The sequence below is a fragment of the Ochrobactrum sp. P6BSIII genome (assembly GCF_014138065.1).
Classification (GTDB): domain Bacteria; phylum Pseudomonadota; class Alphaproteobacteria; order Rhizobiales; family Rhizobiaceae; genus Brucella.
The window spans coordinates 112806-127928 of sequence record NZ_JACGXB010000006.1; the positions used below are offsets into that span (position 1 = coordinate 112806).

The following is a 15123-nucleotide window of genomic DNA, read 5'->3' on the forward strand; positions in this document are numbered from 1 at the left end:
ACGGAGCAAGCAATGAGAGTTCTTTTAATCGGTTCTGGCGGTCGTGAACATGCTCTGGCCTGGAAACTGGTCGCTTCTCCGTCACTGACAAAACTCTATTGCGCGCCGGGAAATCCCGGCATCGCGGAAGCTGCCGAACTGGTCGATATGGATGTCAGCGACCACAAGGCCGTGATTGCTTTCGCCAAGGAAAACGCCATCGATCTCGTGGTCGTCGGCCCCGAAGGCCCGCTGGTTGCAGGCCTTGCCGACGATCTGCGCGCCGAGAACATTCGCGTTTTCGGCCCATCCAAGGCTGCAGCCCAGCTTGAAGGCTCCAAAGGTTTCACCAAGGATCTCTGCGCCCGCTTCGATATTCCGACCGGAGCCTATGGCCGCTTCAACAATGCGCCAAAGGCCAAGGCCTATATCCGCCAGCAGGGCGCTCCCATCGTGGTCAAGGCCGATGGCCTTGCGGCAGGCAAAGGCGTGGTCGTCGCCATGACGCTTGATGAAGCGCTGGATGCCGTCGATGCCTGCTTCGAAGGCGCATTCGGTTCTGCCGGTGCCGAAGTCGTGGTGGAAGAATTTCTGGACGGCGAAGAAGCAAGCTTCTTCTGCATCTGCGACGGCAAGACCGCCGTGCAGCTCGGCTCGGCGCAGGACCACAAGCGCGTCGGCGACGGCGACACCGGCCCCAATACGGGCGGCATGGGCGCCTATGCCCCGGCGCCGGTCATGACGCCGGAAATCGTCGAGCGCACCATGCGCGAGCTGATCGAACCGACCATGCGCGGCATGGCGGAAATTGGCGCGCCCTTCTCCGGTGTTTTGTTCCTCGGCCTGATGATCGGCAAGGACGGCCCGAAACTGATCGAATACAACACCCGTTTCGGCGACCCGGAATGCCAGGTGCTGATGATGCGCCTCAACAGTGACCTGCTGACGCTGCTCAATGCCGCTGTCGACGGCAAGCTGGATCAGGTTTCGCTGGACTGGAAAGATGATCCGGCGCTGACCATCGTCATGGCTGCGGAAGGCTATCCGACCAATGTGAAGAAGGGCAGCGTCATTCGCGGCCTCGACGCGCTCGACGGCATCGACGGCGTCAAGGTTTTCCATGCAGGCACGGCAGAGAAAGACGGGCAGCTGGTTGCCAATGGCGGTCGCGTGCTGAACGTGACTGCCGTGGGCAAAACCGTCGCCGAAGCGCAGGCCAAAGCTTATGACGCCATCAAGAAGATCGACTGGCCGGAAGGTTTCTATCGCACAGACATCGGCTGGCGCGCCGTGGAGCGCGAGAAACAAGCCTGAGCAGAGGCTGCGACAGATATGTCCAACGCACTTGTCCCGGAATTTGCGGTCACCGATTGGCAAACCAGCTTGAGCTTCTACTGCGACATACTGGGCTTTAGCTGCCGCTATCAGAGGTCTGAGGAAGGTTTTGCCTATCTCGAGCGGGACGGTGCAGAGCTGATGATTGATCAGATCGATCAGGGACGTACATTCGGTGGGCAGTATCTGCCAACTGAGTATCCGTTCGGACGCGGGCTGAATGTCCAGATCCGCGTCTCGGCAATCGACCCTATCCTTGCTTCCCTGAAGGCTGCCAATATTCCGCTTTTCCTGCCTCTCGAAGAAAAGTGGTATCGTAACGGCGACATGGAGGCCGGGAACCGACAATTCGTCGTGGCCGATCCCGATGGCTATCTGCTGCGCTTCTACGAGGATATGGGCAGCCGCCCCGTTCAACGGAGCTGATCGTTATCAGCCCGATTGCGAACGTCTACGCCGTATGGACACGGTTGCGGATTCCTATGCCGTATGGACGCGGTTGCGGATTTTTATGCGGTATGGACGCGGTTGCGTCCGGCTTTCTTCGCCTGATAGAGCGCGCCGTCAGCACGGCGCATGGTCTCGTAGAGGCTCTCTTGTTCTATCTGTTCCGCCACGCCGAAACTGGCCGTTGGCCCCCAGTCCTCTGCCTTGCCCTCAAAGCGCAGACCACTCAGCGTTTCACGCAGATTTTGCGCCAGTGCCTGCGCCGACGCCAGTTCCGCATCGGGGATGAAGACGACAAACTCCTCGCCGCCCATGCGTGCCGCGACCGCCGTCTTGGGCAGATGGTTTTTCAGAAGCTTGCCAAAGGCAGCAATCACACGGTCACCGCCGTCATGACCATAAGTGTCATTGACGCGCTTGAAGAAATCCAGATCGCTCATGATCACCGAGTAACGAATGCGGTCGCCCTTGCGCGCCAGCACACGTGAGACATGGCGGTCAAAGCCGCGCCGGTTATAAATCTCTGACAACGGATCGACTTCCGACTGCTCGCTCGCCTCGCCCACCATGTGCGAAACCGTGCTCAAGAGCAGCAGCAGGCCCCGCGCCACCTGCACGAAAACACCCACCGACAGCGACACGATCACATGCAAACTGTCCGACTGGTCCTGCGTCCGCGTGTCAGTGCCGGGCCAGCCGACAAGGAAGACGCGGGCGAAATAATGAATGCAGCTCAAAACTGCCAGCGCCATCAGCAGCTTGTCCACCACACGCGGCATGCCGGATTGGTGAATGACACGGATCATCATCAATTGCGCGAGGCAAAGCGGCAGCTGATAGAGCATGCGATAGGGGAGCGACGTCTTCGGCAGGTCAAAGATCAGCAGATTGCAGACAATGGCCGCGAGAAAAAATATGCCGAGCAGCCGCCAGTCTGTCTTCTGCCGATAGGTATTCTGCAAGCCGACAATGGTCGCGAAAAACACCGACATCACCAATGCGAAGGAAATGAAGCTCGGCAGGCGTGGATTGGCAGCAATTGGAATCCAGTAGCTGACAATCGCGCCAAGTGCAGCACAAATGGACGCGATGGTGAACCAGCGCGGCGCGGCGTAGTTCTTTTCCTGGATGGAAACAAAGGCGAATATCAGAACGAAGACGCAAGCCGCCGTCAGATTGGCTGTCAGAAAAAACGGAACAAGCGTCATATGCAAAACACCCTCAAACATTTGGAAATTCTAATACAATGCAGCAAAGATTCAGTTAAGCGCGGCAATCGGCAGGCCTTGTTCTGCGCCTATTGGTGCGGCCCGCACGGCCTTTTGATACGGACACCTCTTCATGTCGCAAAATAACTTGAAATTTTTTCTACAAGCCTGTCGATTTAGCCATTCACCATTCGTCGTATAGCCGAAACGGTCGAAGCGGCTCGCGTTTTGACGACATCGCCGGAACCGCTTCAGAACTTTGTTTTACGCGCATCCTGTCCGAAAACCGTTTCACATTTTACGGGCTGCGCTTCAGGAGGAAGACCAATGCGTTTCATGATGTTGATGATACCCGGCGGCTATGCGACGGCAGCACCCGACGCCATGCCCAGCGCGGAAGCGGTGGAAGCCATGATGAAGTATAATGAAGAGCTGAAAAAGGCTGGCGTTCTGCTGACGCTGGATGGTCTGCACCCGCCCGCGACCGGCGCGCGTGTCAGCTTTAAGGGCGGCAAGCCCAGCGTCGTTGACGGCCCCTTTGCCGAAGTCAAGGAAGTGCTCGGCGGCTACTGGATGATCGACGTGCGTTCCCGCGATGAAGCCATCGAATGGGCGCGCCGCTGCCCGGCCTCGGAAAACGACATTATTGAAGTCCGTCGCGTTCAGGAAATGAGCGACTTTCCCGAAGATGTGCAAAAGGCCGCCGAAGGATTCGGCGATCTCAAGGGGTGACGACAGACGCCACCATAGAAGCGGTCTGGCGGATCGAGCAGACAAGGCTCACCGCCAGACTGGCGCGTATGCTGCGCGATATCGGCCTTGCCGAAGAGATCGCGCAGGATGCCTTTGTGCTGGCTCTGGAACGCTGGCGACAGGACGGCATACCGCGCAACCCCGCCGCCTGGCTGATGCAGGTGGCGAAGAACCGTGCGCTCGACCGGCTGCGTCGCACCACGCTGATCGACAGCAAGCATCGCGAACTGGCAATCGACCTCACGGAACTGGAACAGGCCGATCCCAATATCGAAGCCAAGCTTGATGAAGACATTGACGACGACCTATTGCGGCTGATCTTTACAGCCTGCCATCCCGCGCTGCCCGCCGAACAGCGTGTGGCGCTGGCCTTGCGGCTCTTGGGTGGCCTGTCGACGCCGGAAGTGGCACGTGCCTTTCTCGTGCCAGAAGCCACCGTGGCGCAACGCATCGTGCGCGCCAAACGGACCTTGCGCGAAACGGCAGCCGCTTTCGAACCGCCGCAGGGCGACGAGCGGCAGCAGCGTCTCGCCGCCGTGCTGGAGGTGGTCTATCTCATTTTCAACGAGGGTTATGTGGCAAGCGAAGGCGCGCACTGGCTGCGTGCCGATCTTTGCCATGAAGCCCTGCGCCTCGGGCGCTCGCTTGCAGCATTGATGCCAAACGAGCCCGAAGTCCACGGCCTTGCCGCCCTTATGGAATTGCAGGCATCGCGCTTTGCCGCCCGCACCGACAAGGCCGGAAACCCGATCCTGCTGCTGGATGAGGATCGCAGCCGCTGGGACTGGTCGCAGATTAGGCGCGGCCTCGACGGACTGAACTGCGCCATGGCCCTCACCCCGACGCCCGGCGCCTATCAGCTTCAGGCGATGATCGCATCCTGCCATGCCCGCGCCGCGACTGCCGCCGAGACCGACTGGATCGCCATTGCCGCCTATTATCAGGCGCTGGCTCTCGTCGCGCCCTCACCCATTGTCGAAGTGAACCGCGCTGTGGCTGTCGGCATGGCTTTTGGCCCCATGCAGGGATTGGCCATTGTCGATGCGCTTGCCGATGAGCCGCGCCTGAAAGACTCGCATCTGCTGCCGACCGTGCGCGGCGATCTTCTGGAAAAGCTTGGGCGAAGTGCGGAAGCCAGTGCAGAATTTCGCCGGGCAGCCGAACTGACGAGCAATGCGCGCGAACGCGCCCTGCTTCTTGCCCGCGCCAAAGCAATATAAAAGCACTGGAAAATATTGACGTTTACGTAATAAGCCGGTAGCTCTTGTCATGAAGAAGACTGATACTCCCTCTGCCTGCTGGCAGATCGGAGGCCGGGGTTTCCGAGGAGGAGCCTCGATGAGCACGATGTGGAGGAAAGATGTATCGCGCGCCGGTTTCTGAAATTTCCCATACGCTGATGAAGGTTGCGGGGCTTGAGAAAGCGCTGGAAGACAACCGCTTTCCCGAATTTTCCGCCGATCTGGCCGAAGCCATTCTCGAAGAAGCCGGAAGATTTGCAGCCGAGCGCGTCGAGCCTCTGCGCATTTCCGGCGACCGTCACGGCGCTACCGTCAAGGACGGTGTCGTCACCACCGCCCCCGGCTGGAAAGACCTTTACCGCGACTGGATCGCAGGCGGCTGGAACTCGCTGACCGGCACGCCGGATTATGGCGGTCAGGGCCTGCCGACCATGATGTCGGTCGCCGTCAGCGAAATGTGGAATTCCGGCACGCTTGCATTCGCCATTGCGCCGACGCTGACCATGGGTGCTGTCGAAGCGCTGGAAAAGCACGCCTCCAAGGAATTGAAGGATATCTATCTCGAAAAGCTCATTTCCGGCGAGTGGATGGGCACGATGAACCTGACCGAGCCGCAGGCCGGCTCCGACCTTGGCGCGTTGCGTAGCCGCGCCGAACGCAGCAATGACGGCACCTATCGCATTTTCGGCCAGAAAATCTTCATCACCTATGGCGAGCATGACCTGACCGACAATATCGTGCATCTGGTGCTGGCCCGCCTGCCCGATGCGCCTGTGGGCACCAAGGGCATTTCGCTGTTTCTCGTGCCGAAATTCCTCGTCAATGAGGATGGTTCACTCGGTCGCCGCAATGATTTGTTCTGTTCCGGTCTTGAGCACAAGCTGGGCATTCACGCCTCACCGACCTGCACCATGATCTATGGCGACGGCTTCGTGAAGGGCGAGGAACAGGGCGCGGTCGGCTATCTGATTGGCGAAGAAAATCGCGGCCTCGCCTGCATGTTCACCATGATGAACAATGCCCGCCTGCTGGTCGGCATTCAGGGCGTCGGCGTGGCTGAAGCGGCCTATCAGCAGGCGCTTAATTACGCGAAAGAGCGCAAACAGGGCCGCGCCATCGGTGCTGACCCGAAGAACGGCATGAGCCCGATCATCGAGCATCCCGATGTGCAGCGCATGCTTTTGACCATGAAAGCGCTGACGCAGGCCGCCCGCTCCATCACCTATGCTTGCGCCCATGCGATCGACATGAGCCATGTGACCGAGGGCGCAGACAAGCAACATTGGGGCGACCGCGCCGGTCTGCTCACGCCGCTGGCCAAAAGTTTCTCGACGGATGTCGGTGTCGATGTCGCGTCGCTTGGCGTGCAGATCCATGGCGGCATGGGCTTCATCGAGGAAACCGGCGCAGCGCAGTTGTTGCGCGATGCCCGCATCACGCCGATTTACGAAGGCACCAACGGCATTCAGGCCATCGATCTGGTGATGCGCAAGCTGCCGCTCGGCAATGGCGAGCATATCAAGGGCTTCCTCGATGAATTGCAGCAGGACGCCGATAAGGCCACCGCATCCAATCGCCCGGAACTGGGCGAAACCGGCGCACGTCTTGCAAAGGCATTGACCGAAGCACGCGAAGCAACCGACTGGCTGCAAAAGACCGTCGCCGAAGGTGGCGCAGAGGCAGCGCTTGCCGGTGCAACGCCTTACCAACGTCTGCTGTCGCTCGTTTCCGGCGGCGCTTATCTGGCCCGCGCGGCGCTTGCGGGCGACGATAATGGGCGCGCTGTTCTCTGCCGTTTCTTCGCCGAGAACATGCTGGCCGAAGTATCGTCGCTGAAAGACACCGTCATCACCGGCGCAGCCAGCCTTGCTGCCGCCAAATCCGCGCTGGAGGCTTGAGCGTGAGCGAACATATTCTCGTTGAACGTCGCGATGCGGTGCAGATTATCCGGCTGAACCGGGCCGACAAGAAAAACGCCATTACCCGCGCCATGTATGCCACCATGGCCAAAGCGCTGAAGGATGGCGATGCCGATGATGCAGTGCGCGTCCATGTTTTCCTTGGCGTGCCGGGCGCGTTTTCATCCGGCAACGACATGCAGGACTTCATGGCTGCGGCCGCAGGCGGCGGCGATATGGGCAAGGACATTCTGGATTTTCTCTACGCCCTGTCGAGCGCCAAAAAGCCGGTCGTGTCAGGCGTTGACGGCCTCGCAATTGGCGTCGGCACAACGATCCATTTTCATTGCGACCTGACATTTGCAACGTCGCATGCATTGTTCCGCACGCCATTCGTCGATCTCGGTCTGGTACCGGAAGCCGGTTCCAGTCTGCTCGCGCCACCGCTGATGGGGCATCAGAAGGCCTTTGCCCTTCTGGCGCTCGGCCATGGTTTCAGTGCGGAAGCCGCCCTTGAAGCGGGTATCGTCTATAAAATCGTGGAAAGCGGCGAGCTGGAAACGGAAGTGCTGAAGGCTGCGGAAGAAATCGCCGCCAAGCCACCGGAAGCCATGCAGATCGCCCGCTCACTGATGCGCTTGCCGGCTGAAAACATTGCAGATCGCATTGCGCGGGAAGCGAAGCTTTTTGGCGAACGCCTGACCTCCAGCGAAGCGCGTGAGGCCATCATGGCCTTTCTCAGCCGCAAGAAATAAATCCCGGCTCTGATCGATAAAAAAGAACCCGGATGGGGAAACCCATCCGGGTGGCTTTGTCTGGAGGTCAGCCAATTAATTTAGCTTCCAAAGAAGCAGTTTCTCAAAGCTAGCGGCAGAATGGGTCAAGATCGTGATCACACGAGAATGTGAACCGTCCGGGTAATGCACCGCCTCTAGTCAGCTCAATTGCGAGCGATGATTTCCTTGCCTTCGATCACCAGACGGACGCCCAGCGTGCCAGCCTTGCGGCGTGCGAGGAAGCGCGGGCGGCGACGGCGTGTTTCATGTCCCTGACGGCGAGCCTGCGGCTGGCCGGTGCGAACCGGGCCGGTGCTTTCGTAAAGCGGACGGGCAACGCCGTCTTCTTCCACCAGCATCATCGGCAGGTTGAACGCAGCCGCCCAGGCGCGCCAGTCGGCGGCAACATCGGTCAGATCATGCGCCACCAGAAGCGGCACGGAAAGCTGCGGGTCCTGATGCATCAGTTCCAGCGTGACGGTGATTTCGCCATACTCGTCTTCGACAGCACGAGCCACAACACCGACAAACGCATGGATCGGCAGTGCAATCGACATGGGCAGGCCGCTCGACGGCAGAACCTGCCGGATGACCGCGCCACGCTCGTTGATGGTGAAGGTGACGTCGGTATTGCCGTCATGCGATGCGTAGCTCACCACCTGCGGAAAGTGAAACGGATCGAGCCGCAGTTCACGGCCTGCCCAGTCTGGCTTCAGTCCCTTGCTCATCATTGTCAACGCCTCTGTCTCTCTGTCTCTTTCGAGAGCCGGTTATTCCAGCTTCTCTTTGATTGGGCTTTCTGCCCTCGTTGAGATGGAGAATAGACCGCGTTTGTTACCGACGGCCTTAAGGAGTTGGGTTAACTTTTCCCTGCTTTTTCCTTTGGTTATCAGAATGCAACCAGGTGTAAGAATTCAGAAATTCTTCCTAATATGCGTTTACCGATAGCAAAACGGGCGGAGAAACCGCCCGTCATGCAAATTGCAATTCTGTTTGTTTTACAGCGTCTTGCCGGGGTTCATAATCCCCGCCGGATCGAAGGCCGCCTTGATACGGCGCATCAGATCGAGCGCGAAAGGCTGCTTGAAATGCGCAAGCTCATCGCGCTTCAGACGACCGATGCCATGCTCGGCGGAAATCGATCCCCTGTAACTTGCAACAATTGTGTGGATACGATGATTGAGCGCGCCCCAATGGGAGAGGAATTCCTGCTTGTCGGCGCCAACCGGCTGCGACACGTTATAATGCAGGTTGCCATCGCCAATATGGCCGAAGCAGACAATGCGTGCGCCGGGGATCATTTCCAGCGTCGCGGCATTGGCTTCGCGGATAAAGGCCGGGATGGATGAAACCGGCACTGAAATATCGTGCTTGATCGAGCCGCCCTCCGGCTTTTGCGCCCAGGACATTTCCTCGCGCATTTTCCAGAAGGACTGCGCCTGCGCGACACTTTCTGCAATCGCCGCATCCTGAAGAATATCCGCTTCGAAGGCTTCGTGCAGAATGGTTTCCAGCGTGGTGCGCGCATCTTCTTCCGAGCGCGTGGAGGAAATATCGATCAGCACATACCAGTCATGCGGGCTTTCCAGCGGATCGCGCGCGCCATCGACATGGCGCACGGTGAACTCGACCCCGACACGCGGCATCAGCTCAAACCCGGTCAGTGACGGACCTGTATGTTCGGTCGCAAGCTGGAACAGGCGCAACGCATCTTCCGGGCTGCGCATTCCGGCATAGGCCACGCCCTTGCCCTTTGGCTGCGGGAAGATTTTCAGCACAGCCGCCGTGATGACGCCGAGCGTGCCTTCGGAACCCACGAACAGGTCTTTCAGGTCGTAGCCGGTATTGTCTTTCTTCACATAGCGAAGGTCGTCCAGAATTTCGCCGGTTGGCAAAACCACTTCGAGGCCGAGGCATAGCTCGCGCATATTGCCATAGGCGAGCACTGCGGTGCCGCCTGCATTGGAACCAAGATTGCCGCCGATCTGGCAAGAACCTTCCGCGCCCAGCGACAGCGGGAAAAGACGCCCCGCCTTCTCGGTCGCGTCCTGAAGATTTTTCAGGACAACGCCTGCCTCGACGGTCACCAGATTGCCGACCGTATCGAGCGCGCGGATCTTGTTCATGCGGCCAAGGGCCAGCACAACCGTCGTGCCGCTCTCATCCGGCGTCTGCGCGCCGACGAGGCCCGTATTGCCGCCCTGCGGCACGACCGGCGTTTTCGTTTCGCTGGCAAGCTTCATGATCGCCGCGACTTCCTGCGTCGAACCCGGACGCAGCACCAGCGGTGAATTGCCTTTATAAAGATCGCGTTGCTCGATCAGATAAGGCGCAATGTCTTCCGGCGCGGTGAGCGCGTTCTTCTCACCCACAATAGCGGCAAAACGTTCGATCAATCCGGTGTCCATATTGGTCCCTTGAAATCTAGCGCGGCGCGGCGGCGCGTTTCAGACGGTCATTGATGGCCTCGCCGAGACCGTCAAAAGGAATGGGTTCAACGGCAATGGTGCTGACGCCGGTGGCGTCGAGCTTGCGCATGAAATCGAAAAGATTGCTGGCCGCCTCGCGCAGATTGCCATCCGCACTGAGGTTCAGCACGGCCTTTGCCGTCTCGGCTCCGGCTACACGTGACGGCCCGAAAGCCAGCAGCGCTTCGCCCGGTTGCACATTGCCGACCGCAAGCCGCATCGACGCATCCGGCGCATAATGCGAGGCCATCATACCCGGCGCGATGATATGCGCCTGAATGGCCTCGGTCTGTTCGGTGCGCAGCAGGGTTTTGCCAATCGCGGCTTCGATCTCTTCCGCCGCAAGCCCGCCGGGGCGCAACAGACGCACAGTGTCCGCCTCGACCTTTACGATGGTCGATTCCACACCAACCCCGCATGGACCCGCATCGAGGATCAGGTCTATTCTGTCGCCAAGATCGCCCGCGACCGCTTCAGCACTGGTGGGGCTGATACGTCCGGACGTGTTGGCGCTCGGCGCCGCCACCGGGCTGTCCAGTGCCGTGATAACCTCCTGCACGCGGCCATGCGGCATGCGGATGGCAAGCGTTGACAGTCCCGCCGTCACAAGTGGATGGATCGGACGATCTGTCTCCTGATGGTCTTTCAGCGGGAGCACGATGGTCAGCGGACCGGGCCAGAACAGTTCCGCAAGCTTGCGCGACAGCGGATCGAAGGTGACGTAGCGCTCTGCCATGGCGATGCCGCTGACATGGGCAATCAGCGGATTGAATTGCGGGCGACCCTTGGCGGCGAAAATTCCCGCAACGCCTTCACCATGGGAGGCATCGGCAGCAAGGCCGTAGACGGTTTCGGTGGGAATGGCGACAAGGCCGCCGCGCCGCAGGATTTCCACCGCGCGCTGAACTGCCTCATCATCGAATTTCATTACATCTGACACTGGTTTTCCGCCTCTCGGGCGTCCAAGTTGAGTGCATCCCGAAAAGTGCAAAGCGGTTTTCGGACAAGATGCACGCATAGATATGAGCGCCTTCTGCCTACACAAGCGCGAAGCCGCGCGCAAGCAAACAGGCGATCCGCCGCGTGCACATTTATGGCAACGCGGCCCGGAAAATTGCGTTTTGTTAGCTTTTTTAGGGCAGGATGATATTATTCATGCTTGAGGTGAATAATGTTATCGCGATTTATCGCCATTTCGCTGACTATCGCCGGACTGCCTGTTGTGGCCTCTGCCAACGGGGCGGAACCTGCGCGAACGACCTATGAGGTCGGTTCCATCGACTATATCGGCTATGACCGGATGGGGGCCAACGGGCTGCCTGTCTGCGGCACGTGCAACCAACGGCAAGAGGCTGAAGCCGAAGCGCTGAAGGAAATCGAAGCGCGGCGCAAGCGTGCCCGTGCCTATATGGCGCGCATGCAGGGCAAGCCTCTGCCGGAAGACGCGCAGGAACAGCCTGCCGCAACGCCCGCTGCAAGCCCGACCGAACAGAAGATGCCGGACTTCGATCCCGCCAAGCCGGTACGTGTCGTCGGCGAACCATGGGCTGGCGCATCCGGGGAAGTCGACCTGAGTTCGCTGGCACTTCGGCCAAGCCTTCAGTAACCCACAAACGAAAATGGCGCCGTAATGGCGCCATTTCTATTCCTATGCGCTTGCTATCAGCCTGCGATCTTGGAGAAATCCGCAACCTTACCGGTGGCTGTGCGGATCAGGTCGAGCAGAGCCAGACGATTGGCGCGGACATTTTCGTCCTCATCATTGACCAGCACTTTTTCGAAGAACGTATCGACCGGGCCGCGCAGCTTGGCGAGCGCCAGCATAGCACCCGAAAAATCTTCGCGGGCGATTGCCGCTTCGGTCTCGCTTGATGCAAGCGTAACCGCTTCGAACAAAGCCTTTTCCTCGTCCACCTTGAGAAGTGCGGCATCGACGCTGGTGGCGACCTTGGTGCCCTTCTTCTCTTCGGCTGCCAGAATATTGGCGGCGCGTTTGGTGCCTGCCAGCAGGTTCTTGCCGTCTTCCTCATTGATGAAGACGATCAGCGCTTCCAGACGGCGTGCGACCAGAAGCAGATTGTCGGCTTCCGGCGTCAGCACGGCGTCAATGGCGTCGTAACGTGCGCCCTCTTCCTTCAGATGCACCTTGAAACGGTCGTGAAGGAAGGACAAAAGATCGGCCAGCACCGGCTCTGCACTGCGGTCGGCTTCGGCACGAACCTCCACCTCATAGTTGCGCAACGCATTGTCGATATCCTGTTCGCCATCGACATCGCCGGATTTTTCGCCAGCGAGCCTGGCTTCGAATTCACGCAGCTTGCGTTGGACCACGCCTTCTTTCAGCGCAGCAAAGGCCGAACGGAACAGCGGCAGCAGCGGGAATTTCCAGTCCTGCGACAGCAGCAACCGGATCACGCCAAGGGCTGCGCGACGCAGTGCGTATGGGTCCTTCGAACCCGTCGGCTTTTCATCGATAGCCCAGAAACCGACCAGCGTATCCAGCTTGTCGGCCAGCGCGACGGCAACCGATACCGGCTCCTTCGGCACGACATCGGACGGACCTTGCGGCTTGTAATGTTCTTCAAGCGCTGCGGCGACAGCATCGTCTTCGCCCTGAAGCACCGCATATTTGCGGCCCATCGCGCCCTGAAGTTCAGGGAATTCACCCACAACTTCGGTCTGGAGATCGGCCTTGGCGAGAACGGCAGCACGTGCGGCTAGCTTCGGATCAGCGCCGACCAGCGGGGCGATCTGTGCAGCCAGTTCGCGGATACGCTCAACGCGCGCGCCTTGCGTGCCCAGCTTCGCATGGAAGGTCACATTCAGGCCGTCCAACCGCGCCATGCGCTGGTCGAGCGGCTTCTTCAGATCGAGGCCGAATCTTTCCGCCGAGGCGGCCAACTTGTCGAGATCGGGCAAATCATGCTGATCGGTGTGCCAGAAATAGAGCGCATCCGACAGACGTGCACGCACGACCTTGCCGTTACCGTAAGCGATTTCCGTGCCGCCATCGCGGGCAGCAATGTTCGACACCAGAATGAATCGGTTGGACAGCGCTTCGGCTTCGCCCTGCTTGCGGGTGACAAAACACTTCTGGTTGGCGCGGATGGTGAGGCGGATGACTTCCGGCGGGATCGCCAGAAACTCTTCCTCGAACTCGCCCATCAGCACGACCGGCCATTCGACCAGACCGGACACTTCTTCCAGAAGCCCCTCGTCCTCGACCAGTTCGAGACCCGACGCGAAGGCAAGATTATGCGCGTCCTGCGAGATCATTTCCTTGCGGCGTTCAGCATCGAGCACCACAAAAGCCTTTTCCAGCTTTTCGACATAATCGTCGAAGCGGCGCACCTTGATCGCCTGACCATCGCTCAGGAAACGATGACCATAGGTGAGATTGCCGGACTTGATGCCGTCAACGTCGAAATCGATAACCACGGTTTCTTCGGTTTCAGGGCCGAAGGTGCACAGGATCGATTGCAGCGGACGCACCCAGCGCAATGCACCCGGCTTCGCCGAAGCTGCGCCCCAGCGCATGGATTTCGGCCACGGGAAATTGCGGATCGTCTGCGGCACGAGTTCGGCGACGATCTCTTCCGCCGGGCGGCCCGGCTTGGTCAGATGGGCAACATAGAAATCGCCCTTCTTCGGATCAGAATGCACATGCGCCTGCGCGACATCGGTGAGACCGGCCTTGCGCAGAAAGCCCTGAATGGCCTGTTCCGGTGCAGTAACCGACGGACCCTTGATGTCTTCATGCACGTCCTTGGAACGCACGGTCAGGCCGCGAATGTCGAGCGTCAGACGACGCGGCGTCCAGTAAGCGGTCGCGGCTTCATAGGTGAGACCGGCTTCGACCAGACCATCGGTGATCATCTTTTTCAGATCGCCGGCAGCCTTGCGCTGCATGCGGGCCGGGATTTCCTCGGAGAAGAGTTCGAGAAGTAAGTCAGGCATTACTCGCCCTCACGCTTGAAATTGAAACCACCGGCATCCGTCAGAAGGAATGCCTCGCCGCACTGACGCGCGAGATTGCGGACGCGCAGGATGTAGCTCTGGCGCTCGGTAACCGAGATCACGCCGCGCGCATCCATCAGGTTGAAGACGTGGGATGCCTTGATGCACTGGTCATAGGCCGGGAGCACGCATTTGTGCAGCGAACCCTCGCCCGTGCTGCCAGCCTTCAAAATGGCTTCGCATTCGCGCTCTGCATCGATGAAGTGGCGATGCAGGATTTCGGTATCGGCCATCTCGAAATTGTAGCGGGAATATTCCTGCTCAGCCTGCAGGAACACTTCGCCATAGGTGAGCTTTTCGTCGCCTTCGAGACCGTTGAAATTGAGGTCATAGACATTGTCCACGCCCTGCACATACATGGCGAGGCGCTCGAGACCATAGGTCAGCTCACCGGCAACCGGCGAGCATTCAATGCCGCAGACCTGCTGGAAATAGGTGAACTGCGACACTTCCATGCCATCGCACCAGCATTCCCAGCCAAGACCCCAAGCGCCGAGCGTCGGGCTTTCCCAGTCGTCTTCCACGAAGCGCACATCGTGCAGCGTCGGATCAAGACCGATGGCCTTCAGCGAACCGAGATAGAGATCCTGAAGGTTCGGCGGCGACGGCTTGATGATGACCTGATACTGGTAATAATGCTGTAGCCGGTTAGGGTTTTCGCCATAACGACCATCCTTGGGACGGCGCGACGGCTGCACATAGGCAGCTTTCCACGGCTTCGGCCCGAGCGAACGCAGCGTCGTTGCCGGATGGAACGTACCCGCACCCACTTCCATGTCGTAAGGCTGCAAAATAGCGCAACCATGTTCCGCCCAATAGTGATGGAGCGTCAGGATCAGGCCCTGAAAGGAACGGGTGGGATGCATATGTGCTGGCAACATGCTGGACGAATTAGACACCGGGCTGGGCCTCGTTATTGAAATGATGGCCCGGTCTAATTTGTCAGCACCGCAGGGTCAAGCATGACATTTGATCGCTGAATGGCAGGCGACCGGATCAAC

Annotated in this window: 13 protein-coding genes; 7 read left to right on the forward strand and 6 right to left on the reverse strand. The window is 59.3% G+C overall.

Annotated features, from left to right (window positions below; translation table 11 throughout):
• Positions 1-12 precede the first annotated feature (12 nt).
• Positions 13-1293: a phosphoribosylamine--glycine ligase gene (gene purD / locus FHW00_RS10300; RefSeq protein ID WP_078338024.1), complete on the forward strand. Its 1281-nt coding sequence runs from the start codon at positions 13-15 to the stop codon at positions 1291-1293.
• A gap of 18 nt (positions 1294-1311) precedes the next feature.
• Entirely contained in the window at positions 1312-1740 is a 429-nt protein-coding gene (locus FHW00_RS10305; protein WP_078338023.1) for a bleomycin resistance protein, read from the forward strand.
• A gap of 83 nt (positions 1741-1823) precedes the next feature.
• On the opposite strand, the gene FHW00_RS10310 is transcribed toward FHW00_RS10305, so the two are convergent.
• Complete coding sequence (locus FHW00_RS10310) at positions 1824-2969, reverse strand: GGDEF domain-containing protein (RefSeq protein WP_078338122.1); 1146 nt, start codon at positions 2967-2969, stop codon at positions 1824-1826.
• A 327-nt stretch (positions 2970-3296) separates the two neighbouring features.
• Between FHW00_RS10310 and FHW00_RS10315 the strand changes: the two genes are divergently transcribed.
• The 4 genes from FHW00_RS10315 (at position 3297) to FHW00_RS10330 (ending at position 7616) form a co-directional block, all read left to right on the forward strand.
• On the forward strand, positions 3297-3701 hold the full coding sequence (locus FHW00_RS10315; RefSeq protein ID WP_078338022.1) for a YciI family protein: 405 nt from the start codon (positions 3297-3299) through the stop codon (positions 3699-3701).
• Complete coding sequence (locus FHW00_RS10320; protein ID WP_182514651.1) at positions 3698-4942, forward strand: RNA polymerase sigma factor; 1245 nt, start codon at positions 3698-3700, stop codon at positions 4940-4942. Before FHW00_RS10315 ends, FHW00_RS10320 begins: the two co-directional genes overlap by 4 nt.
• Before the next feature lie 140 nt (positions 4943-5082).
• On the forward strand, positions 5083-6861 hold the full coding sequence (locus FHW00_RS10325) for an acyl-CoA dehydrogenase (protein WP_078338021.1): 1779 nt from the start codon (positions 5083-5085) through the stop codon (positions 6859-6861).
• Positions 6862-6863: 2 nt separating this feature from the next.
• Entirely contained in the window at positions 6864-7616 is a 753-nt protein-coding gene (locus tag FHW00_RS10330) for a crotonase/enoyl-CoA hydratase family protein (RefSeq protein ID WP_078338020.1), read from the forward strand.
• Between the two features lie 185 nt (positions 7617-7801).
• On the opposite strand, the gene FHW00_RS10335 is transcribed toward FHW00_RS10330, so the two are convergent.
• The 3 genes from FHW00_RS10335 to FHW00_RS10345 form a co-directional block, all read right to left on the reverse strand.
• Positions 7802-8368 carry a DUF6101 family protein gene (locus FHW00_RS10335; RefSeq protein WP_078338019.1) on the reverse strand — a complete coding sequence of 189 codons (567 nt, stop codon included), beginning with the start codon at positions 8366-8368 and terminating at the stop codon, positions 7802-7804.
• Between the two features lie 267 nt (positions 8369-8635).
• Positions 8636-10045, reverse strand: coding sequence for an FAD-binding oxidoreductase (locus FHW00_RS10340; RefSeq protein WP_078338017.1), 1410 nt, complete (start codon positions 10043-10045; stop codon positions 8636-8638).
• Positions 10046-10061: 16 nt separating this feature from the next.
• The gene (locus FHW00_RS10345) at positions 10062-11033 is read right to left on the reverse strand and encodes an L-threonylcarbamoyladenylate synthase (RefSeq protein ID WP_210276509.1); all 972 of its coding nucleotides are present in this window, start codon (positions 11031-11033) and stop codon (positions 10062-10064) included.
• A 243-nt stretch (positions 11034-11276) separates the two neighbouring features.
• Here FHW00_RS10345 and FHW00_RS10350 point away from each other — a divergent pair, with 243 nt between their 5' ends.
• The gene (locus FHW00_RS10350; RefSeq protein ID WP_078338015.1) at positions 11277-11711 is read left to right on the forward strand and encodes a hypothetical protein; all 435 of its coding nucleotides are present in this window, start codon (positions 11277-11279) and stop codon (positions 11709-11711) included.
• A gap of 56 nt (positions 11712-11767) precedes the next feature.
• On the opposite strand, the gene glyS is transcribed toward FHW00_RS10350, so the two are convergent.
• Positions 11768-14062: a glycine--tRNA ligase subunit beta gene (gene glyS, locus FHW00_RS10355; RefSeq protein WP_078338014.1), complete on the reverse strand. Its 2295-nt coding sequence runs from the start codon at positions 14060-14062 to the stop codon at positions 11768-11770.
• Positions 14062-14988 carry a glycine--tRNA ligase subunit alpha gene (locus FHW00_RS10360; RefSeq protein ID WP_078338013.1) on the reverse strand — a complete coding sequence of 309 codons (927 nt, stop codon included), beginning with the start codon at positions 14986-14988 and terminating at the stop codon, positions 14062-14064. The genes glyS and FHW00_RS10360 overlap by 1 nt, the downstream gene beginning before the upstream one ends.
• Between the last annotated feature and the right edge of the window lie 135 nt (positions 14989-15123).

Coding starts and splice junctions, on each gene's coding strand:
- FHW00_RS10310 (WP_078338122.1), bottom strand. CDS start 2,969: ATGACGCTTGTTCCGTTTTTTCTGACAGCCAATCTGACGGCGGCTTGC.
- FHW00_RS10360 (WP_078338013.1), bottom strand. CDS start 14,988: ATGCATCCCACCCGTTCCTTTCAGGGCCTGATCCTGACGCTCCATCAC.
- FHW00_RS10335 (WP_078338019.1), bottom strand. CDS start 8,368: ATGATGAGCAAGGGACTGAAGCCAGACTGGGCAGGCCGTGAACTGCGG.
- FHW00_RS10340 (WP_078338017.1), bottom strand. CDS start 10,045: ATGGACACCGGATTGATCGAACGTTTTGCCGCTATTGTGGGTGAGAAG.
- FHW00_RS10315 (WP_078338022.1), top strand. CDS start 3,297: ATGCGTTTCATGATGTTGATGATACCCGGCGGCTATGCGACGGCAGCA.
- FHW00_RS10350 (WP_078338015.1), top strand. CDS start 11,277: ATGTTATCGCGATTTATCGCCATTTCGCTGACTATCGCCGGACTGCCT.
- purD (WP_078338024.1), top strand. CDS start 13: ATGAGAGTTCTTTTAATCGGTTCTGGCGGTCGTGAACATGCTCTGGCC.
- FHW00_RS10305 (WP_078338023.1), top strand. CDS start 1,312: ATGTCCAACGCACTTGTCCCGGAATTTGCGGTCACCGATTGGCAAACC.
- FHW00_RS10325 (WP_078338021.1), top strand. CDS start 5,083: ATGTATCGCGCGCCGGTTTCTGAAATTTCCCATACGCTGATGAAGGTT.
- glyS (WP_078338014.1), bottom strand. CDS start 14,062: ATGCCTGACTTACTTCTCGAACTCTTCTCCGAGGAAATCCCGGCCCGC.
- FHW00_RS10345 (WP_210276509.1), bottom strand. CDS start 11,033: ATGAAATTCGATGATGAGGCAGTTCAGCGCGCGGTGGAAATCCTGCGG.